The sequence below is a fragment of the Nocardiopsis changdeensis genome, from assembly GCF_018316655.1.
In the GTDB taxonomy this organism is placed as follows: domain Bacteria; phylum Actinomycetota; class Actinomycetes; order Streptosporangiales; family Streptosporangiaceae; genus Nocardiopsis; species Nocardiopsis changdeensis.
Window position 1 is genome coordinate 3,576,751 of record NZ_CP074133.1, and the last position, 19,155, is coordinate 3,595,905.

The 19,155-nt window shown below is 73.1% G+C and carries 20 protein-coding genes; 12 read left to right on the forward strand and 8 right to left on the reverse strand.

What is annotated here, in order from left to right:
• The first annotated feature begins 1 nt into the window (after position 1).
• Positions 2-1,225, forward strand: coding sequence for a threonine--tRNA ligase (gene thrS, locus KGD84_RS16275; RefSeq protein WP_255646595.1), 1,224 nt, complete (start codon positions 2-4; stop codon positions 1,223-1,225).
• A 99-nt stretch (positions 1,226-1,324) separates the two neighbouring features.
• Complete coding sequence (locus tag KGD84_RS16280) at positions 1,325-2,290, forward strand: exonuclease domain-containing protein (RefSeq protein ID WP_220561288.1); 966 nt, start codon at positions 1,325-1,327, stop codon at positions 2,288-2,290.
• A 62-nt stretch (positions 2,291-2,352) separates the two neighbouring features.
• Here the strand turns inward: KGD84_RS16280 and KGD84_RS16285 are convergent, their stop codons facing one another.
• Positions 2,353-3,498, reverse strand: coding sequence for a baeRF2 domain-containing protein (locus tag KGD84_RS16285; protein ID WP_220561289.1), 1,146 nt, complete (start codon positions 3,496-3,498; stop codon positions 2,353-2,355).
• A gap of 252 nt (positions 3,499-3,750) precedes the next feature.
• On the opposite strand from KGD84_RS16285, the gene KGD84_RS16290 reads away from it, so the two are divergent.
• The gene (locus KGD84_RS16290; protein WP_220561290.1) at positions 3,751-4,617 is read left to right on the forward strand and encodes an AraC family transcriptional regulator; all 867 of its coding nucleotides are present in this window, start codon (positions 3,751-3,753) and stop codon (positions 4,615-4,617) included.
• Here KGD84_RS16290 and KGD84_RS16295 read toward each other — a convergent pair.
• Positions 4,557-5,876, reverse strand: coding sequence for an MFS transporter (locus tag KGD84_RS16295; RefSeq protein ID WP_220561291.1), 1,320 nt, complete (start codon positions 5,874-5,876; stop codon positions 4,557-4,559). The genes KGD84_RS16290 and KGD84_RS16295 overlap by 61 nt on opposite strands.
• A gap of 150 nt (positions 5,877-6,026) precedes the next feature.
• Here KGD84_RS16295 and KGD84_RS16300 point away from each other — a divergent pair, with 150 nt between their 5' ends.
• Both KGD84_RS16300 and KGD84_RS16305 read left to right on the forward strand, forming a co-directional pair.
• Positions 6,027-6,605, forward strand: a complete 579-nt coding sequence (locus KGD84_RS16300) for a TetR/AcrR family transcriptional regulator (protein ID WP_255646596.1) — start codon at positions 6,027-6,029, stop codon at positions 6,603-6,605.
• On the forward strand, positions 6,602-8,122 hold the full coding sequence (locus KGD84_RS16305; protein WP_220561292.1) for an MFS transporter: 1,521 nt from the start codon (positions 6,602-6,604) through the stop codon (positions 8,120-8,122). The genes KGD84_RS16300 and KGD84_RS16305 overlap by 4 nt, the downstream gene beginning before the upstream one ends.
• Before the next feature lie 52 nt (positions 8,123-8,174).
• Here KGD84_RS16305 and KGD84_RS16310 read toward each other — a convergent pair whose 3' ends face one another.
• Positions 8,175-8,981, reverse strand: coding sequence for an alpha/beta fold hydrolase (locus KGD84_RS16310; RefSeq protein ID WP_220565792.1), 807 nt, complete (start codon positions 8,979-8,981; stop codon positions 8,175-8,177).
• A gap of 326 nt (positions 8,982-9,307) precedes the next feature.
• Complete coding sequence (locus KGD84_RS16315; RefSeq protein WP_220561293.1) at positions 9,308-10,618, reverse strand: MFS transporter; 1,311 nt, start codon at positions 10,616-10,618, stop codon at positions 9,308-9,310.
• A gap of 368 nt (positions 10,619-10,986) precedes the next feature.
• Here KGD84_RS16315 and KGD84_RS16320 point away from each other — a divergent pair, with 368 nt between their 5' ends.
• The gene (locus KGD84_RS16320; protein WP_260697227.1) at positions 10,987-12,591 is read left to right on the forward strand and encodes an alkaline phosphatase D family protein; all 1,605 of its coding nucleotides are present in this window, start codon (positions 10,987-10,989) and stop codon (positions 12,589-12,591) included.
• Positions 12,592-12,637: 46 nt separating this feature from the next.
• On the opposite strand, the gene KGD84_RS16325 is transcribed toward KGD84_RS16320, so the two are convergent.
• From KGD84_RS16325 to KGD84_RS16335, 3 genes are all read right to left on the reverse strand, one after another.
• On the reverse strand, positions 12,638-13,336 hold the full coding sequence (locus KGD84_RS16325) for a metal-dependent transcriptional regulator (protein WP_220561295.1): 699 nt from the start codon (positions 13,334-13,336) through the stop codon (positions 12,638-12,640).
• A gap of 64 nt (positions 13,337-13,400) precedes the next feature.
• Positions 13,401-13,604, reverse strand: coding sequence for a helix-hairpin-helix domain-containing protein (locus KGD84_RS16330; protein WP_220561296.1), 204 nt, complete (start codon positions 13,602-13,604; stop codon positions 13,401-13,403).
• A gap of 305 nt (positions 13,605-13,909) precedes the next feature.
• On the reverse strand, positions 13,910-14,116 hold the full coding sequence (locus KGD84_RS16335) for a hypothetical protein (protein WP_220561297.1): 207 nt from the start codon (positions 14,114-14,116) through the stop codon (positions 13,910-13,912).
• Positions 14,117-14,224: 108 nt separating this feature from the next.
• Here KGD84_RS16335 and KGD84_RS16340 point away from each other — a divergent pair, with 108 nt between their 5' ends.
• The 3 genes from KGD84_RS16340 (at position 14,225) to KGD84_RS16345 (ending at position 16,173) form a co-directional block, all read left to right on the forward strand.
• Positions 14,225-15,142 (forward strand): LysR family transcriptional regulator, encoded by a 918-nt coding sequence (locus KGD84_RS16340; protein ID WP_220561298.1) that lies wholly within the window; start codon positions 14,225-14,227, stop codon positions 15,140-15,142.
• A 112-nt stretch (positions 15,143-15,254) separates the two neighbouring features.
• Positions 15,255-15,662, forward strand: a complete 408-nt coding sequence (locus tag KGD84_RS33815; RefSeq protein ID WP_420910379.1) for a GNAT family N-acetyltransferase — start codon at positions 15,255-15,257, stop codon at positions 15,660-15,662.
• 91 nt (positions 15,663-15,753) lie between these two features.
• A complete protein-coding gene (locus KGD84_RS16345) occupies positions 15,754-16,173 on the forward strand; it encodes an SgcJ/EcaC family oxidoreductase (RefSeq protein WP_220561299.1) in 420 nt (139 codons plus the stop codon).
• 54 nt (positions 16,174-16,227) lie between these two features.
• Here KGD84_RS16345 and KGD84_RS16350 read toward each other — a convergent pair whose 3' ends face one another.
• Positions 16,228-17,238, reverse strand: coding sequence for an alpha/beta hydrolase (locus KGD84_RS16350; protein ID WP_220561300.1), 1,011 nt, complete (start codon positions 17,236-17,238; stop codon positions 16,228-16,230).
• A gap of 231 nt (positions 17,239-17,469) precedes the next feature.
• On the opposite strand from KGD84_RS16350, the gene KGD84_RS16355 reads away from it, so the two are divergent.
• The 3 genes from KGD84_RS16355 to KGD84_RS16365 are packed head-to-tail and all read left to right on the forward strand — an operon-like array spanning position 17,470 to position 19,073.
• A complete protein-coding gene (locus tag KGD84_RS16355; RefSeq protein WP_220561301.1) occupies positions 17,470-18,069 on the forward strand; it encodes a molybdopterin-dependent oxidoreductase in 600 nt (199 codons plus the stop codon).
• Positions 18,070-18,072: 3 nt separating this feature from the next.
• The gene (locus KGD84_RS16360; protein WP_220561302.1) at positions 18,073-18,798 is read left to right on the forward strand and encodes a ferredoxin reductase; all 726 of its coding nucleotides are present in this window, start codon (positions 18,073-18,075) and stop codon (positions 18,796-18,798) included.
• Complete coding sequence (locus tag KGD84_RS16365) at positions 18,795-19,073, forward strand: DUF6510 family protein (RefSeq protein WP_220561303.1); 279 nt, start codon at positions 18,795-18,797, stop codon at positions 19,071-19,073. Before KGD84_RS16360 ends, KGD84_RS16365 begins: the two co-directional genes overlap by 4 nt.
• Positions 19,074-19,155: the final 82 nt, after the last annotated feature.

Consider the following 19,155-nt stretch of genomic DNA (forward strand, 5'->3'; position numbering starts at 1 on the left):
CGTGACCACCGCCGACCACCGCCGCCTGGGCCGCGACCTGGACCTGTTCGACACCGACCCCCTCATCGGCGCCGGGCTGCCGTTCTGGCTCCCCGACGGCGCCACCGTCCGCCACACCCTGGAGGAGTACGTGCGCGGCCTGGAACGCGAGGCCGGGTACGTGCACGTGTACTCCCCCGCCCTGGGCAAACGCGCCCTGTACGAGAAGTCCGGCCACTGGGCCCACTACCGCGACGGCATGTTCCCGCCCCTGGACGACGGCGGCGACCAACTGGTGCTGCGCCCCAGCCTGTGCCCCCACCACGCCCTCCTCTACCGCTCCCGCGGCCGCAGCCACCGCGAACTGCCCCTGCGCGTCGCCGAACTCGGCGACATGTACCGCCACGAGCCCTCCGGATCCCTGGGCGGCCTCACCCGCGTACGCGCCATCCGCCTCAACGACGCCCACATCTTCTGCACCCCCGACCAGGTCGTCGACGAGACCGCCGACGCCCTGGACCTCATCGGCCGCGCCCACCGCGCCCTGGGCATCACCCCCCTGCGCCACCGGCTGTCCCTGCCCGGCCCCGGCGGCAAGTACGCGGGCGAGGCGGCCACCTGGGAACGCGCCACCGGCCTGCTGGTATCCGCCCTGGAACAGGCCGGCCTGGACTGGGAGGAGGGCCCCGGCGAGGCCGCGTTCTACGGACCCAAGATCGACGTGCAGATCGCCGACCCCGCCGGACGCGAATCCACCCTGTCCACCGTCCAGGTCGACCTGCACCAGCCCGAACGCTTCGACCTGCACTACACCGGCCCCGACGGCGCCCGCCACCGGCCCGTCATGGTCCACCGCAGCGTCATCGGCAGCATCGAACGGGTCGTCGCCCACCTCATCGAGGTCCACCAGGGCGCCTTCCCCGCCTGGCTCGCACCCCTCCAGACCATCGCCCTGCCCGTGACCCCCGACCAGGAGGCGGCCGCCGCCCACCTGGCCGACCGGGCCCGGCGGCGCGGACTGCGCGCCGACACCGCCCCCGCCGGCACCGGCGCCCTGGGCGCCCGCATCCGCACCCACCGCCTGGTGCCCTACCAGGCCGTCATCGGCGCCCGCGAGGCCGCCCAGGACACCGTCGCGGTACGCCTGCGCGACGGCCGCCGCCTCCCGCCCCTGCCGGCCGAGGAGTTCCTGGACCGGGCCGCCGCCCTGACCGCCGCCCACACCACCGACCTGTGGGACGAATGAAACCCCCGGTACCGGGGGCCGGCCGACCAAACCGCGCCCCCGGCACCGGAATACGACGGTAGCCTCAACGCGTCAACACAGTGCGGGGAGGAGAACAGGGTGACGGACAGCTGGACCGCGATCGACTTCGAGACCGCCAACCAGGACCGGGGCAGCGCCTGCGCCGTCGGCCTGGTCAAGGTGCGCGACGGAATCATCGCCGACCGCCACACCACCCTGATCCGCCCGCCCGCCGGGATCGACTTCTTCTCCCGCCACAACATCGCCGTCCACGGCATCACCCCCGACGACGTCGCCGACGCCCCCACCTGGCAGAGCGTCCACGCCCGCATCGTGGAGTTCGCCGACGGCGACCCCCTGGTCGCCCACAACGCCCCCTTCGACATGGGCGTCATCGCCCAGGCCTGCGCCCGCACCGGCCTGACCACCCCCGACTGGGACTACGCCTGCACCCTGGCCCTGTCCCGCCGCACCTGGGCCGAACTGCCCGACCACCGGCTGCCCACCGTCAGCGCCCACATCGGCCACCGCGTCACCCACCACCACCGGGCCGACGCCGACGCCGAGGCCGCCGCCCGCATCGCCATCGCCGCCATGGAACGCCACGGCACCACCTCCCTGGCCGACCTGGCCCGCGCCGCCGGCAGCGCCCTGCGCCGCCTCACCCCCCTGCCCCCCGCGGCCCCCGGGGCCGCCGCACCGGCCCCCCAGGCCTTCGGCGAGGACCGGTTCGCCCGCTGGCAGCGCGCCGCCCGCACCGACCTACCCGCCCCCTCCCCCGACGCCGACCCCTCCGGCCCCCTGTACGGCAAGGTCGTATGCGTCTCCGGCGACCTGGAGACCATGGACAAACCCGAGGTGTGGCGGCGCATCGCCGAGGCCGGCGGCACCCCCGCCAAGAACGTCACCAAGAAGACCGACATCCTGGTCATCGGAGGCCACGACGGCCCCGGCAAGACCTCCAAGCACCGCCAGGCCGAGACCTACGCCGAACGCGGCCAGGCCATCGCCTTCCTCACCGAGGCCGACCTGCTCCTCCACCTGGGCATGACCACCGGCGCCTGAACACACGACACGAAAAAACGGGGGCCGCCCGCACCGCGGACGACCCCCCTCGCTCCTGCCCGTCACCGCTCCGCGCGCTGGCGCGGGAACCGCAGGATCGCACCACTGCCCGCGGCGGGCTCACCGTCGTCCAGCACCTCACTGAACCCCGCATCAGCCATCACCGCCGACCGCAGCATCAGCGCACTGGCCGGAGCCCGGAACGCCGCACCCGGATCGTCCAACCCCTCGGGCTTGGCCGCCACCAGGATCGGCGCGGTGGAAGACCCCCACAGCTCCGGCTCACCGTCGCGCTCGGCACCCAGCAGCAGCGTGCGCACCCGCGCCTCCGACAGCATCGGCAGCGTCGACTCGGTACCCCGCACCGCCTGGTCCTGGGCGAGCTTCTGCTCGAACTCCTCCAACGCCCCCTTCTGGGAGTCGGCCACGAAGGCGCGCAGCGCCTGCGCCGCGGCCTGGTGCAGGCGCTGCTCCGCATCGGGCCCGCCGCGACCGCCCGGCACCACCTCGATCGGGATGGAGAGCCTGCGCTCATGGATGTTGTCGCGCAGATACGAGATCGCCTCGTCGTCCCCGCCCACGATGATGATCCGGGCATCGACCTCCGCCACCGCCTCACGCACCAGCTCGGCCAGCCTCGCCGTGTTCTCCCGCCAGGTCTCCAAGTGGTACTGCTTGCGGACGTAGTCGCCGTTGTACCCGCCCAGGCTCCCCGGCCCCCCGCGCCCCATCGTGTCGATGTTGTGCAGGTCCGCACCGGTGAAGTCCCTCTCCGACACCGGCCTGGGATCGGGGTCGCCCGCATAGGCGAACACCTTCGCCTTGACCCGGTCCAGGGCCACCAGCGCGTACGGCAGGTGCCGGCCCCGGTCCACCACCACCGGCAGCGCGTCGGGGACCGGCGCCCACAGCGCCCGGTCCCGCGCCGGCGGCTCACCCAGCGTGTACTCGCCCAGCAGCCGCCCACCCGACGCGAACAGCGCCTGGCCGTGGTCGCCGTAGGCCCGGGAGGAACCCTCCCCGACCGCCTCCTCCAGCACGTCCAAGGTCGCCTCATCGGCCCCCTGGGCGCTCAACCGCTCGCGCAGGTGCCGCCAGCGCAGCTCGATCTTCTTGTCCGCGTCGGTGGTGTCACGGCTGGTGTCCAGATGCACCGAGGCCACCGGGGCGTCGTTGTCGTACAGCGGTCGCAGAAAACCAAGGTCCATGTATCCGCGGGGCGCGATCCTGGCCTCGCCCCGCCCACCTCCTTCTCGGGGTCGGCCTGTCGGGCCATCCTCAGCTGAGGGTGATGCCACCGTAACCGCCCACGTCGGGGGCGACGCAAGTCCTTGCCCAACGATTCCCCGACCTTGCCCGAAGCCCGGGCGTGCGACCCGACACGACACGCACGCCCCCGGTCGGGTACGCACACCCCCGCACCCCCTAGCGTCGAAGACCGGACCGAAAGGAGCACGACCGTGCTGGAGGCACTGAACCGGGCACTGGACCTGGTGGAGGAGGACACCTCCCGGCCGGTGGACGTGGCACGGATGGCGCGCGCGGCACTCACCTCCGAACACCACCTGCGCCGCATGTTCACCTCCCTGGCCGGGATGCCCCTGTCGGAGTACGTGCGCCGCCGCCGGCTCACCCTGGCCGCGGTGGAGGTCGCCCAGGGCGACGCCACCCTGCTGGACATCGCCGTCCGCTACGGCTACGGGTCCGCCGAGGCGTTCGCCCGCGCCTTCCGCGCCCTGCACGGGGTCGGCCCCGGCCAGGCCCGGCGCACCGGCGCGGTCCTGACCTCCCAACCGCGCATGACATTCCGACTGACCGTGGAAGGAGGTACCGCCGTGCGGTACCGGATCGTGGAGAAAGAGGCGTTCCGCCTCGTGGGCTACCGGGCACGCGTACCCCTGGTGCACGAAGGCGTCAACCCGGACATGGACGCGTTCGTCCGCGGCCTGGGCGAGACCGCCTGGGAACGCCTGGCCGCCCTGTCCGACGGCGAACCCGGCGGAGTCGTCTCGGCCGTCGACAACATCGAACCCGAACGGGCCGAGGGCAGCCTGCTGGACTACTACCAGGCGGCGGTGAGCACCGCCCCCGCCCCCGAGGGGATGGACGTCCTGGAGGTCGCGGCGGGCACCTGGGTGGTGTTCCCCTTCGAGGACGCGCCCTTCCCCGAGGGCATCCAGCGGGTATGGGTCGACGCCTACGGCCAGTGGTTCCCCTCCCACCCCACCCACCGCACCGCCCCGGGCCCCGAACTCGTCACCGCCGACTACGGCGAGGACGGGTCCACCGCCTCCGGAGAGGTCTGGGTGCCCGTCGAACGCGTGTGAGACCCGGCCCCCGCCTCGGCCGCGCGCACCGCCCGCGTGGTCAGGCGGGCCGCCGACACCGCCACCAGGACCGCACTGAGCACCCCCGCCGCCAGGAACGGCGCCGACAGCGCCCACACCCGCCCCACCACCGGCTCCAGCATCGCGGCCAGACCCCCCGCGGCCAGCGCCCCCACCGGCGCGGTCCCCCACCCCACCGTGCGGTAGGCCGCCAGCACCCGCGACAGCAGGTGCCCGGGAACGATGCGCTGGCGCAGCGACACCGTCACCACGTTCCACCACATGGTGAAGAACCCCACCGCCACGAAGCACACCGCGAACACCCACACACGGTGCACCGACCCCACCAGCAGGTAACCGACCGCCTGCACCGCCAGGGCGGCGGCCAACGCCACCCCCGGCGCCACGAGCGGCACCAGCCGGTGCACCACCTGCGCCCCCAGCACCATCCCCACCGACACCGCCGTCAACAGCAGCCCGAACCCGGCCGCCCCCACCCCCAGCACGTCCCGGGCGAACAGCACCAGCACCGCGGCGTTCATCGACGCCGCCAGATTGGACAGGCCCAGCACCACCGCCAGGGTGCGCAGCAACCGGTGCCCCCACAGCCACCGCACCCCCTCACCCACCAGGACCCGCAACGGCACCGCCGCCCCCGCCCCGGCCACCGGCGTGAAATCCCCGCGCAGGGCCAGCAGCGCCCCCACCGCCCCCGCCGCCAACAGGGCCTGCGCCCCGAACGCCGCCGCCGCGGACACCGCCACCAGCACCCCCGCCAACGGGGCGCCCGCGAACCGGCCCGCGACCTCCTCCACACTCCACAGCATCCCGTTGGCGCGCTCCAGGCGCTCGCGCGGCACCACCATCGGCATCAGGGACTGGGCCGTGTTGTCGAAGAACACCTCGCACACCCCCACCAGCAGCGCCGCGGCGACCACCACCGGCACCGGCGCCGCCCCCACCGCCGCCAAAGCGGCCAGCACCACCAGGACCAGCGCCTTGCCCGCCCCCGCCCGCACCATCAGGCGGCGCCGGTCCATCCGGTCGCCCACCGCCCCGGCCACCAGCGCCCCCAACCAGGGCAGCCGCCCCGCGGCCGCCACCACCGCCACCGCGACCGGGTCACCGGTCAACGTCGCGGTGTACCAGGGCAGCGCCACCAGGGCGATGCCATCCCCCAGGTTGCCCAGCGCCCCGGCGGCCAGCAGCCGCCGATACCCCGGGCCCAGCGGCGGGAGCGTACTGCCAGGAGCCGCCATGGGGCCTCGCCTCCTCGGTCCGGGAACGGTGCGCGCCATCCTGGCACACCCCGCCGCCCCACAGGGGCCGCTCTGCGCACCGCAGAACCCGAACCCCCCACATGTACACTTGTACATGTACGTTTGTTCCAGAAACCGTGGAGCGCCCCCGTGACCGACACCGACCGCGACCCACCCCGCCCCCGCGACCCCCAACGCCGCCGCCGCGCCATCATCGAAGCCGCCGCCGACCTCATCGTCGGAGAAGGCGCCGCCCACCTCACCCACCGCCGCGTCGCCGCCCGCGCCCAGGTCCCCCTCGGCTCCACCACCTACTACTTCGCATCCCTCACCGAACTCAAGACCGCCGCCCTGGAACACCTCACCCGCGAAAGCGACACCTGGCTGGAACAGGTACGCACCACCCTCGCCGACCACCACGGCGACCCCCGCGGCCTATGCGACCTCATCGCCCACTACCTCGCCGACCGCGACCAGGTCGCCACCGACTTCGCCCTCGCCACCGCCGCAGCCCACGACCCCGCCCTCCGCCCCCTGGCCCTGACCTGGTTCAACGGCCTCGTCGACGCCCTGACCACCTACACCGACCCCCACACCGCCCACGCCATCGCCGTCTTCACCGACGGCGCCCTCATCCACGCCCTCCTCCACGACACCCCCCTGGACACCGACACCCTCTACCGCTCCATCACCGCCCTCACCCACACCGCCCACCCGAGGACCCCATGACCACCCACCCCCCGCCCACCACCACCCGGCGCCGCCGCTGGGCCGGCCTGGCCGTCCTGTCCGCCGGCCTCCTCGTGGTCGCCATGGACATGACCGTCCTCAACGTCGCCCTCCCCGACCTGGCCGCCCACCTGCGCCCCACCGCCGCCCAACAGCTGTGGATCATCGACATCTACTCCCTGGTCCTGGCCGGCCTACTCGTCCCCATGAGCGCCCTGGCCGACCGATGGGGCCGCCGCCTCCTCCTCCTCACCGGATTCACCGTCTTCGGCGGCGCCTCCCTCCTGGTCCTGCTCGCCGACACCCCCGCCACCGTCATCGCCGTACGCTCCCTCCTGGGCGCCGGCGGCGCCATGATCATGCCCACCACCCTGTCCATGATCCGCAGCCTCTTCCCCGACCCGCGCGAACGCGCCACCGCCCTGGGCGTCTGGGCCGCCACCTCCTCCCTGGGCATGGCCGTGGGCCCCATCCTGGGCGGACTGCTCCTGGAACACTTCACCTGGCACGCCGCGTTCCTGGTCAACGTGCCCGTCATGGCCGCCGCCCTGGCCGCCGGCCTGCTCCTGCTCCCCGAAGCCCGCGACCCCGCCCCCGGCACCTGGGACGCCACCGCCACCGTGCAGGCCATCGTCGGCATGGTCGCCCTGGTCTGGGCCATCAAACACTTCGCCAAGGCCGGCCCCGGCGACCCCGCCGCCTGGGCCGCCCTCGCCGCCGCCCTGGCCGTGCTCACCTGGTTCGTCCTGCGCTGCCTGCGCCGCCCCGACCCCCTGCTGGACGTGCGCCTGTTCGCCCGCCCCCAGTTCACCGCCGGAGTCCTGGCCGCACTCACCTCCATGCTGGCCATGGCGGCCCTGCTGCTCCTGGTCGCCCAATGGCTCCAACTGGTCCTGATGCTGTCCCCGTTCATGGCCGGAATCCACCTCACCCCCATGGCCGCGGGCGCCGTGATCGCCTCACCCCTGGCCCCCCGGGTGGCCGACCGCATCGGGGCGCGCGCCGCCCTGTCCGGCGGACTGGCCGTCGCCGGAGCGGGCCTGGCCCTGCTCCACCTGGCCCCGCCCCTGGTCCCCGTCGTCCTGACCGCACTGCTGCTCATCGGCTGCGGCGCCGGCGCCCTCACCATCGCCTCGGCCATCATCATGTCCGGCACCCCCGCCGCCAAGGCCGGCAACGCCGCCGCCATCGAAGAGACCGCCTACGACCTGGGCAACGTCCTGGGAGTGGCCGTCCTGGGCTCCACCGCCGCCGCCCTCTACCGCGCCCGCCTGGACACCGCCGGCATCACCGGCCCCACCACCACCGAACTGGCCCACGCCCGCGAATCCCTGGGCGCCGCCCTGGAGATCGCCGAACGCACCGGCACCACCGAACTGGCCGCCCGCGCCGGCACCGCCTTCACCGACTCCCTGTCCCTGACCGGCCTCATCGGCGCACTCGTCATGCTCACCGCCGCCGCCGCGGTCTTCGCCCTGGTCCCCCGCCGACTGGACCTGCACACCCAGCACCACTGACACACACCGCCCCCGCCCCCAAAGAAACGGGGGCGGGGGCGGGGACAGCAGGTCAGATACCGGTCCGGCTCAACCGCGTACGCGAACGCTCCAAGAACCGGCGCAGCACCTCGTTGAACCGCTCGGGCCGCTCCAGATTGGGCAGATGACCCGCCCCCTCGATGATCTCCACCACCGAATCCGGGATGCGCACATGCATCGCCTCGGTGAACTCCGGCGGCGTGAACCCGTCCTCCTGCCCCGCCACCAACAGCGTCGGCGCCGAGATACGCCGCAGCAACGGCAGATGGTCGGTACGCTCGGCCCGCCCCAGCAGCGCCGCCGCCGCACCCTCCGCCGGCGCCGCGTACATCATCGCGCGCACATGGTCGGCCACCGCGGGCAGCGCCCGCACATTGGCCTCGGTCATCATCCCCACCAGCATCTCGTCGGTGTAGCCCACCATCCCCTCGGCCCGCAGCCGCGCCGCCACCGCCCGCCGCGACGCCCGCCCCTGCTCGGTCTCGGCATAGGGGTTGGTGGCCGCCAGCGTCAGGGAGTCCACCCGGTCCGGGAAGAGCCGGCACAGCTCCAGGGCGATCTGGCCGCCCATCGACAACCCCACCACCCCCACCGAGTCCAACCCCACATGCTCCAGCAGCGCCGCCAGGTCACGGGCGAAAACATCCATGGTGGTGACCCCCGGAACGACCGTCGTACGGCCGTACCCGCGCAGATCCGGCACGACCACCCGGAAACCGCGCCCGGCCAGCGCCCGGACCTGCGGCTCCCACAAGGTGTGGTCGAAGGGGTGCCCGTGCACGAACAGCAGCGGATAGCCCACGCCGCGGTCCACATAGTGGACGTCGATACCGCGCACGCGGGCTGTACCCGTTCCGTCACCGTTCACCGGGTTCGTCTGATGTGCCACAAGAAACGATGCTATTCACGCGCGCAAGAGCATCGATCCGTGGGGTACCGCCCACCCACGGGGAAGGGCCGTAGGCGGTCCCTCGACACCTACGGCCCCCGCGCACCGCGACCTCCGTCCTCGGCCACGGTGCCCGCGTGGCGAACACCACGCCCCCCTCGGGGTCCAGGACACCCGATCACAGGAGGAGACGCCCCGGGAACCGGTCGGGTTCGGCCCCCGCGGCGACTTCATCGCAGGAATCATCCCCCCGCGACCCGACCGGCGAAACTTTCCTACCCGCCCGAACGCCCCCTGCGCCCCAGCACCCACGCCGCCACCAGATAGGGCGCCGCGAACACCGCGAACGCCCACCCGTGCCCCGTCAGCGCGAACACCACCGCGTACAACGGATACGCCGCCGTCGTCACCAGGTCCGTGCCCAGCCCCGCCACCGACGTCACCGTGGCCCGGCTCGACCCCGTGATCCGCTCCTGCAACCGGGCATCGGCCACCACACAGGCCGCCTGGCACACACCGAACCCCGCACCCAGCAGCACCCACCCCACGGCACCGCCCAGCAGCGCCCCCGACGCCACGGCCACCGCCGCCGCACCCAGCAGCACCGCGAACACACCGGCCGGCAGACGCGAGACCGGGCCGGCCAGCAGACCGCCCACCGTCACCCCCGCCCACACCACCGCCAGCACCGCGGGCACCCCCGCGGCCGCCACCCCGTGGCCCGACACCAGCAACGGCACGTACTCGTCCAGCATCCCCCAGAAGGAGGTCACCACCACCAGCAGCACGACAGCGCCCCGCACCCGCCGGTCCCGGCGCACCTGCACCAGCCCGGCGCGCAGGACCGCACCGTACTCCCGCAACGTGGCGGGCTCGGGGTCCTCATCCCCGTCCCCACCGACCTCCGCGGCGGACGGGACGGCCGGGGCCGAGGGGTGGTGGGGCCGGTGCGGACCCGCACCCACCGCACCCGGCGCCCCCGAAGCGACCCCCGAGCCCGGCCGGTACTCGGGCAGCACCAGACCGGCCAGCGCGCACACCCCGCACACCGCCACACTGGCCGCACCCACCGCCGCGTACCCGCCCCAGGCCATCACCGGCACCGCGGCCAGGGTGGCCGCACCCACCGCCGCCACCCCCAGCGCCCGGGCCACACCCATCACCCGCGCATAACGGCCCACCGCACCACGGTGCGCCAGCTCGTCGTGGACCAGCGCCTCAAGACAGCCCGAGGACAGGGAACCCCCCACCCCCCACAGCACGAACCCCGCAGCGAACGCACCATAACCCGGCGCCAGCAGCCACAGGGCGAAACCGGCGGCCGTGAACACCGGGGCCGCCGCCAACAGGTACCGGCGCGGGACGACGTCGGCCAGCGCCCCGGCCGGCACCGAGAACACCAGCCCCACACCGGACCAGAGCATGAAAAGGGAACCGATCTGCGCCACCGACAGGCCGTGGTCGGCGAACAGCAGGGCGTACACCGGATACAGGAGGACGAACTCCTCCGCCGCCGCGTACACGTACAGCGGCCCGGTCAGCCGGAACACGCGCGCACCCGGGGCGCGCACGGACTTGACAGTCATGGATGAGGTCTTTCGGTCGAACGTGCAGGGACACCAAAGAGCGGTGCCGCCGGGCGGGGCCCGGGCACGGACCGAGGACCGTCGTAGGACTTAATGTCGCTTGCGCATGCCGCCAGCATACGCCGCCCCGCCCCTCCACGGGCAGGGGCGGGGCGCCCACCCCACCCGACAGGACCGGAACCGGGCTCAGGGGGCGGTGCGACCACCCGCCACCCCCGGCGGACACACCGACCACGCACACACCCCGCCCCCGCCCCCGCGAAAGCAAAAGGTTCCCCAGGCCCGTCGCGCACCGTCACCGATTCGCCACCCCATGTCAGAAGATGTTCACCCCGGCAAGACCGGAGAGTTCGCCCCCCTGTGACCGGATGGAACACGGCCCCGCCACCCCCGGCGGGCACCGACCCCGCACCGAGGAGAACCCATGCCGGACACCCCCATCACCCGCCGCCGCGTCCTGGTCGAGCGGCGCGGCCCTGGGCGCCGCCGCCCTGGCCGGCGCCACCCCCTGGCACACCCCCGCCGCCGCGGCCGCCCCCCGCCCGGCCCCGCGCACCGACCCCTTCACCCTCGGCGTCGCCTCCGGCGACCCCGACCACACCAGCGTCGTCCTGTGGACCCGCCTGGCCCCCGACCCCCTCGCCCCCGACGGCCGCGGCGGCATGCCCGACCGGGCCGTCGACGTCCACTGGCAGATCGCCGAAGACGAACACTTCACCCGCCCCACCGCCTCGGGAACCACCACCACCGGCCCCGCCGACGCCCACGCCGTCCACATCGAGGCCCGCGGCCTGCGCCCCGGCGCCCACTACCACTACCGGTTCCGCACCGGCACCCACATCAGCCCTATCGGACGCACCCGCACCACCCCCGCCCCCGGCGCCCGCACCGACCGCTTCGCCTTCGCGTTCGCCAGCTGCCAGAGCTTCACCCACGGCCACTACACCGCCCAACGCCACCTCGCCGACGAGGACCTCGACCTCGTCGCGTTCCTGGGCGACTACATCTACGAGACCGGCGGCACCGGAACGGCCGGCCGCCCCCACATCCCCGCCCGCGAAGTCCACGACCTGCCCGGCTACCGCATCCGCCACGCCCAGTACAAGACCGACACCGACCTCCAGGCCGCCCACGCCGCCTTCCCCTGGGCCGTCGTCTTCGACGACCACGAACTGGAGAACAACTGGGCCGACGACCACCCCCACGGCGGACAGCCCTCCCCCGAGTTCACCCGCCGCCGCACCGCCGCCCTCAAGGCCTACTACGAACACATGCCCCTACGGCCCGCCCAACGCCCCCACGGCCCCGACCTGCACCTGTACCGCACCCTGACCTTCGGGCGCCTGGCCCGCCTGCACCTGCTCGACACCCGCCAGTACCGCGACGTACAGTCCACCCCCGACCGCGAGGACCCCGACCGCACCCTCCTGGGCACCGAACAGAAACACTGGCTGCTGGACGCACTGGCCACCACGCCCGCCCAGTGGAACATCCTCGCCCAGCAGGTGTTCTTCTCCCAGCGCGACTTCGCCGCCGGCACCCCCCGCGGCTTCAGCGACGACGCCTGGGACAACTACAAGGCCGAACGCGACCAGGTCCGCGACCACCTGGCCGGCGTGCGCAACCCCGTGGTCATCACCGGCGACGTGCACGCCAACTACGTCGTCGACGTCAAGGCCGACTTCGACGACCCCGCCTCCGCCACCGTCGCCACCGAACTCGTCGGCACCTCCCTCACCAGCGGCGGCGACGGCACCCACCACAACCCCGGCGACGCCGTCCAGCTCGCCGAGAACCCCCACATCACGTTCATCGACCGCACCCGCGGCTACGTCCGCAACACCCTCACACCCACCCACTGGCAGGCCGACTACCGCACCGTGGAACGCGTCTCCGCACCCGGGGCGCCCATCGCCGACCTGGCCCGGTTCACCATCGCCGACGGCACCCCCGGAGCAATCCCCCAGGCATGACACACCCCCTGTGGGACCCGCCCCCCAGGGCGGGCCCCACAGGGGGTCAGGATTCCGCCGGCGCGATCCACAGGGCCTCGGCGGCCACCAGCCCCAACGACCGGTCCCGCCCCCGTCCCCCCGGCCCCGAACGCACCGTGATGCGCAACGACCCCGCGAAGGGCAGCCGCTCCTCGACCCGCACCGTCATCCCGATCCCGATCTCGATATCGGCCAGGTACCGCAACAGGTCGGGGTCGGTGTCGTTGACCCGCACCACCGTGCCCTCCACACCCTCCTCGGCCTCCGACAGCAGCACCGAGGGCCGCTCCACCACACGCCCGTCACTCGTGGGGATCGGATCACCGTGCGGATCGACCACCGGATCGCCCAGATACGACGCGATCCGGTCCACGAACTTGTCCGACACCACGTGCTCCAGGATCTCGGCCTCGTCGTGCACCTCGTCCCAGGAATAGCCCAGCGCCGCCACCAGGTACGTCTCCAGCAGACGGTGGCGGCGCAGCACCGACAGCGCCGCCTTGGTCCCCTCCTCGGTCAGGCGCACCGACCCGTACCGGCGGTGGTCCACCAACCCCAGATCGCCCAGCTTGCGCAGCATCCCCGACACCGAGGAGTTGGAGACCGACAACCGCTCCGCCATCCCGGAGATGGTCACCGGACCGGTACCGCGCTCCTGCAGGTCGTAGATGACCTTCACGTAGTCCTCAACCGACGTGGACGGTCGTGTCGGGGTGTCGTTCATGGTCGTAACCGTATCGCGGACCACCCCCGCGCCACGATTTCCGCACCGCCCCCCGCAACGGCCCTCACCGGCCGGGGGAGGCGAAGGACAGGCCCCGGGCGGCCAGCTCCTCCTCCAGGATCCGCACCGCCTTGGGGCCCACCCCGTGGATCTTCAGCAGATCCGCCGCCGTCACCCGCGTCAGGTGCTCGAACCGGGTGTAGCCGTGCAGCGCCAGCTCACGCGGCGCCACCTTGCCCATCCGCCGGGGGAACTCGGTCGCAGGCACACCCTCCTGCCCGTCCATGGCGACCCTCCCGCCACATCGACGACACGTCCGGGATGAGCCTAGACGCCGCCACCGACACCGCCCGACGGGGTTCTCCAGGCCCACAGGAGCGGTCCCCGAGGGAGGCCTGTGACGTAGGCCGACCGTCGAGGGCGGCGGCGGGTGACGGGCGGGCGAGGACCGCGACGGAGGTTCTGGAGATCCCGCCCTCGGGGTACCGGGTACGGCGGCCGAGCTGCGGCCGCAGGCCGCCCGTTGAGGACCTCCTGAGGACCTCAGCACAGCCCGGACGCCGACACCGGCCCTCAGGCCGGGCAGCCGTCACCGCCCGGCACCAGGTCCGGACGCCCCCGCGAGACCACACGCACCCCCGCCACGCCCACCTCGCGGACCTGCAGGGAACCGCACGCACAGCGCACCCACACCGTCGACCCGGCCGCCGTCACATGCCGGGACACCACACGGAAGGGCTGGGAGTCGGGCCAGCCGCAGTGCGGGCAGGTGCTCGTCATCGTCGTCCTCGATTCCTTCTCCTCGGAGACCGGACCACTCCAGCCTCCCTCTCCACACCATCAATGTCCACGTTGAATTTCTGGACAAGACCATGAAGCATGGACTACATGATCGACCTACGGCGCCTGCGCGTCCTACGCGCCGTCGCCCACTACGGAACCGTCACCGCCGCAGCCGAAGCCCTCCACATGACCACCTCGGCCGCATCCCAACAGATCCGCCTGCTCGCCGGAGAACTCGGCGTCCCCCTGCTCGAACCCCGCGGCCGCGGCGTACGCCTCACCCCCGCCGCCCACGACCTGCTCACCCACGCCGACGACATCACCGCCCGCTGGGAACAGGCCGAGATCCAGATCCGCGGCCTGGGCACCGAACCCGCCGGACTCCTGCGCGTCGCCTGCTTCCCCGTCGTGATGTCCCGCCTACTGGCCCCCATGGCCGCCCGCCTGTCGGCCGACCACCCCCGACTGGACGTACGCCTCACCGAGACCGAACCCGGACCCGCCCTGGACCTGCTCTTCCAGGGCGAGGTCGAACTCGCCGTCATCGAAGCCGCCCCCGGCGTCCCCCCGCCCACCGACACCCGCTTCGACCAGACACCCCTCCTGGACGACGTCCTGGACCTCGTGGTCCCCCACGGCCACCCCCTGGCCGACCTCACCGAGGTACCCCTGGCACAGGCCGCCGACCAGACCTGGGTCCTACCGCCCCCCGACACCACCTGCCACGCACACGCCATGTCCGCCTGCGGCGCCGCCGGCTTCACCCCCCACGGCCCCCACCGGGCCCGCGAGTGGAGCGCGGTCGCCGCCCTGGTCGCCCACGGCCTGGGAGTCGCACTCATCCCCCGCCTGGCCGACCTGCCCGCCCTGCCCATCACACGCGTCCCCCTGAAGGGTAAGCCGTCCCCCGCGCGCAAAATCCTCACCTGCACCCGCCGCGGCTCGCGCACCCACCCCGCCGTCACCGCCGCCCTGACCCTCCTGACCGGCCTGGCCGCCGACCTCGCCCACCCCCGCCCCTGAACCGCACCCCCCGCCGCCCGCACCGCAGTGCCCACCATCACACCCGAAAGGCACCGCCATCACCCACACCATCACCCCGGGCACCACCGCCGACCACCCCGCCTGCGCCGACCTGTGGACCGCCGCCCTCGCCCACCGCGACGGCACCGCCCCCGACCCCCAGGCCCGCGCCCGCGCCCGCCGCGCACTCCGGCACACGCCCAGCCTGCTCCTGCTCCTGCGCGCCCCCGGCCACCCCCCAGGCGGCTACACCCTCACCCACCTGCCCACCGCCCCCGACCGCACCGCCCACCTGGCCTACCTCGCCATCGCCCCCGCCCTCCAGGGCGGCGGCCGGGGACGCCTCCTGCTGGACACCACCCTGGAACACCTGGCCCGGGCCGCCGACGCCGTCACCCTCCAGGTCGCGCCCGCCAACACCGCCGCCCGCGCCCTGTACGAATCCACCGGCTGGCAGCCCCTGGGCCCGGACCGCTTCGACTCCGGCCGCCCCGCCCTGCGCTACCGCAAGACCCTATGACCCCACCCCTTGACCTCAACATTGGTCGAGGTTGTCGAATGGTCGGCGACACCCCGCCCCCACGGGCCCCACCCGACCACCGGAGCACCCCATGACCACCATGACCGTCGGCCCCATCACCGACACCGACCGCACCGACGCCACCGCCACCGTCCACGCCCTCCAGGACGCCTTCAACACCAACGACCCCCACGCCCTGGGCGCCCTCTACACCGACCACGCCTCCTGGACCAACGCCGCCGGCACACGCCTGGACGGCCGCACCCAGATCACCGCCTTCGCCGAAAAAGCCATGACCGGCCCCCTCACCGACTCCCGCGCCCGCTACGACATCGTCAAACTCCTGTCCCTGTCCCCCGACCTCATCGCCGCCAACGTCCACCAGACCCCCGTCGACACCACCGGACACCCCGCCCCCGGACCCCACGGACGCGCCCTGTACATCCTCGCCCGCACCCCCTACGGATGGCGCATCGCCGCAGGCCAGAACACCGCCATCGACCCCACCTGAACCACACGCGAAAGGCGGGGCCCCACCGGGCCCCGCCCCCGCACACCACGACCGTCAGCGCACCGCCGCCCCCGTCCGCCCCGCCTGCTGACGCGGCACCGACGGCCGGACCTCCAGCACCCCCGCCAGGAAATCCGACACCAACAGCAGCGCCGCCCGGTTCGCATGCGTATCACGCATGCTGTCCACCATCATGAAATCGTGGATCATCCCCTGGAAGCGCACCGCCGTCACCGGCACCCCCGCCTCCCGCAACCGACGCGCGTACGCCTCACCCTCATCACGCAGCACATCCGCCTCACCATTGAGCACCATCGCCGGCGGCAGCCCCCGCAACTCCTCCAACGACGCCCGCAACGGCGAAGCATAGATCTGCGCACGCTCCTGCGGATCGGTCGTGTACTGGTCCCAGAACCAGATCATCCCGTCCCGGTTCAGGAAATACCCCGTCGCGAACTCGTGGTACGAACCGGTGTCGAAATCCGCGTCGGTCACCGGGTACAGCAGCGCCTGCCCCTTGAGCTCCACACCCCCGCGGTCCTTGCACATCAGCGCCAGCACCGCGGACATGTTCCCGCCCACCGAGTCCCCGCACACCGCCATACGCGACCCGTCCAGGCCCCTGCCCGCCCCGTGCTCCACCACCCACCGCGCCGCCGCGTAGTTCTGCTCGATCGCCGTCGGGTACTTCGCCTCCGGCGCCCGGTCGTACTCGGGGAAGACCACCGCCGCCCCCGTCCGCACCGCCAGCTCCCGCACCAGCCGGTCATGGGTGTTCGCACTGCCGAACACCCAGCCCGCCCCGTGGATGTAGAAGACCACCGGCAAGGTCCCGGTCGCCCCCGCCGGGCGCACGATCCGCACCGGCACCTGCCCCGTCGGACCGCCCTCCACCGTGACCCACTCGTCGGTGACCTCCGGCTTGGGCACACCCTCACCGCTCTGCACACCCTCCAGGACCTCCCGGCCCTGCTCCGGCGGCAGCTCGTAGATGAACGGCGGATTCGCGTTGGCGTCGGCGAACTCCTGGGCGGCCTGCTCCAGGACCACCTTCTTCTCGGACATCCATCCCCCCGTGGAAAAACCCCGGACCGCGCTCCCGCGGCCCGGGGCCACCCTTTTCCACCGCACCGCCCCCGCAAACGGCCGATTCCCCTACCCTGACCAGGCCATCACCCACCCATGCCCCACCTGCCCCCGCACCCGCCCGCCTCTTTACCCCCACCCGGCCCTGACCAGGCACACCCCCGGGTACGACGCCCGGGACGACACCACCACCGGCGAGGGACCACGCACATGAACCTCATCACCAGGGGCTTCCACGGACGCCGCGGCGGCGACCCCGACCGCATCCCGCCCGGCCAGTACCAGACCCACGACTTCCCCGTCCTGACCGTGGGCCCCACACCCCGCGTCGACACCGACACCTGGACCCTCACCATCACCACCGAGACCGGCACCCGCCACACCTGGACCTGGCGGCAACTCCTGGACCTGCCCCAGGAGAACCCCCACACCGACATCCACTGCGTCACCCGCTGGACCAAACTCGACACCGACTGGACCGGCGTCAGCCTCGACACCCTCCTCCACGACGTCGAGACCACCGCCGACTACGCCCTGGCCCACTCCCACGGCGGCTACACCACCAACCTCCCCCTCCAAGACCTCACCGACGGCCAGGCCTGGATCGCCCACACCTTCGACGGCCGCCCCCTCACCCCCGAACACGGCGGCCCCGCCCGCCTCCTCGTCCCCCACCTGTACTTCTGGAAATCCGCCAAATGGATCAGCGGCCTCACCCTGCACCACGAAGACGAACCCGGCTTCTGGGAACAGGCCGGCTACCACGACTACGGCGACCCCTGGCGCGAACAGCGCTACCGGGGGGACTGACCCATGGCCCCCTGGACCCCGGCCACCCTGGAAACCGACCGGTGGGAGACCCCCACCGCCCGCACCCTGGTCCTCTCCGTCCCCGGCTGGACCGGCCACCGCCCCGGACAACACGTCGACCTGCGCCTGCGCGCCCCCGACGGCTACACCGCCGAACGCTCCTACTCCATCGCCTCCGCCTCCGGCCCCGACCGCCTGGAGATCACCGTCCAACTCGACCCCGACGGAGAGGTCTCCCCCTACCTCGTCCACGACTTCACCCCAGGCGACCAGGTCGAACTACGCGGCCCCCTCGGCGGCTGGTTCGTCTGGGACACCACCTCACCCGACCCCGTCGTCCTCATCGGCGGCGGCTCCGGCATCGTCCCCCTGGCCGGCATGGTCCGCGAACGCCGCCGCACCGGAAACAGAGCCCTCTTCCGCCTCCTGTACTCCCTGCGCACCCCCGACGACCGCTACTACCGCACCGAGCTGGGACCCGCCGCCGGCCCCGGCGTCGACGTCTTCCTCGCCTACACCCGCACCGCACCCCCCGGATCGGCCCGCGGCCCCAAACGACTCAGCGTCGCCGACCTCAACACCCACGGCCTCCCCGCCGAACTCACCCCCGTGTGCTTCGTGTGCGGACCCACCCCCTTCGTCGAGACCGTCGCCGACGGCCTCCTCGCCCTGGGCCACGACCCGCACCGGATCCGAACCGAACGCTACGGCAGCGGAGGCGGACGATGAACCCACCCACCACCCGCACCCACCTCGACGCCAACGTCCTCGCCGGACCCCTCTCCGAGGTCTTCGCCGTCGACATCACCGCCGCCGAACGCCTCTGCGCCCACTGCGGCGACCACGGCGCCTTCGCCCGCCTGCACGTCTACACCGACGGCCCCGGCCTCATCGCCTGCTGCCCCACCTGCCAGACCCTGGTCCTACGCCTGGTCCGCACCCCCCGCGGACTCGTCCTGGACCTGGGCGGCACCGGTTGCATCACCCTGCCCGCCCCCGACTGAACCACCCACCCGACCGGCCCACAGCACCCCGCCGCACACCCCAGGACGACCACACCCGAAACAGGGACAAAGACCCCGTGTC

Coding starts and splice junctions, on each gene's coding strand:
- KGD84_RS16285 (WP_220561289.1), bottom strand. CDS start 3,498: ATGGACCTTGGTTTTCTGCGACCGCTGTACGACAACGACGCCCCGGTG.
- KGD84_RS16345 (WP_220561299.1), top strand. CDS start 15,754: ATGACCACCATGACCGTCGGCCCCATCACCGACACCGACCGCACCGAC.
- KGD84_RS16365 (WP_220561303.1), top strand. CDS start 18,795: ATGAACCCACCCACCACCCGCACCCACCTCGACGCCAACGTCCTCGCC.
- KGD84_RS16350 (WP_220561300.1), bottom strand. CDS start 17,238: ATGTCCGAGAAGAAGGTGGTCCTGGAGCAGGCCGCCCAGGAGTTCGCC.
- KGD84_RS16340 (WP_220561298.1), top strand. CDS start 14,225: ATGATCGACCTACGGCGCCTGCGCGTCCTACGCGCCGTCGCCCACTAC.
- KGD84_RS16325 (WP_220561295.1), bottom strand. CDS start 13,336: ATGAACGACACCCCGACACGACCGTCCACGTCGGTTGAGGACTACGTG.
- KGD84_RS16335 (WP_220561297.1), bottom strand. CDS start 14,116: ATGACGAGCACCTGCCCGCACTGCGGCTGGCCCGACTCCCAGCCCTTC.
- KGD84_RS16295 (WP_220561291.1), bottom strand. CDS start 5,876: ATGGCGGCTCCTGGCAGTACGCTCCCGCCGCTGGGCCCGGGGTATCGG.
- KGD84_RS16315 (WP_220561293.1), bottom strand. CDS start 10,618: ATGACTGTCAAGTCCGTGCGCGCCCCGGGTGCGCGCGTGTTCCGGCTG.
- KGD84_RS16320 (WP_260697227.1), top strand. CDS start 10,987: ATGGAACACGGCCCCGCCACCCCCGGCGGGCACCGACCCCGCACCGAG.
- KGD84_RS16305 (WP_220561292.1), top strand. CDS start 6,602: ATGACCACCCACCCCCCGCCCACCACCACCCGGCGCCGCCGCTGGGCC.
- KGD84_RS16355 (WP_220561301.1), top strand. CDS start 17,470: ATGAACCTCATCACCAGGGGCTTCCACGGACGCCGCGGCGGCGACCCC.
- KGD84_RS16360 (WP_220561302.1), top strand. CDS start 18,073: ATGGCCCCCTGGACCCCGGCCACCCTGGAAACCGACCGGTGGGAGACC.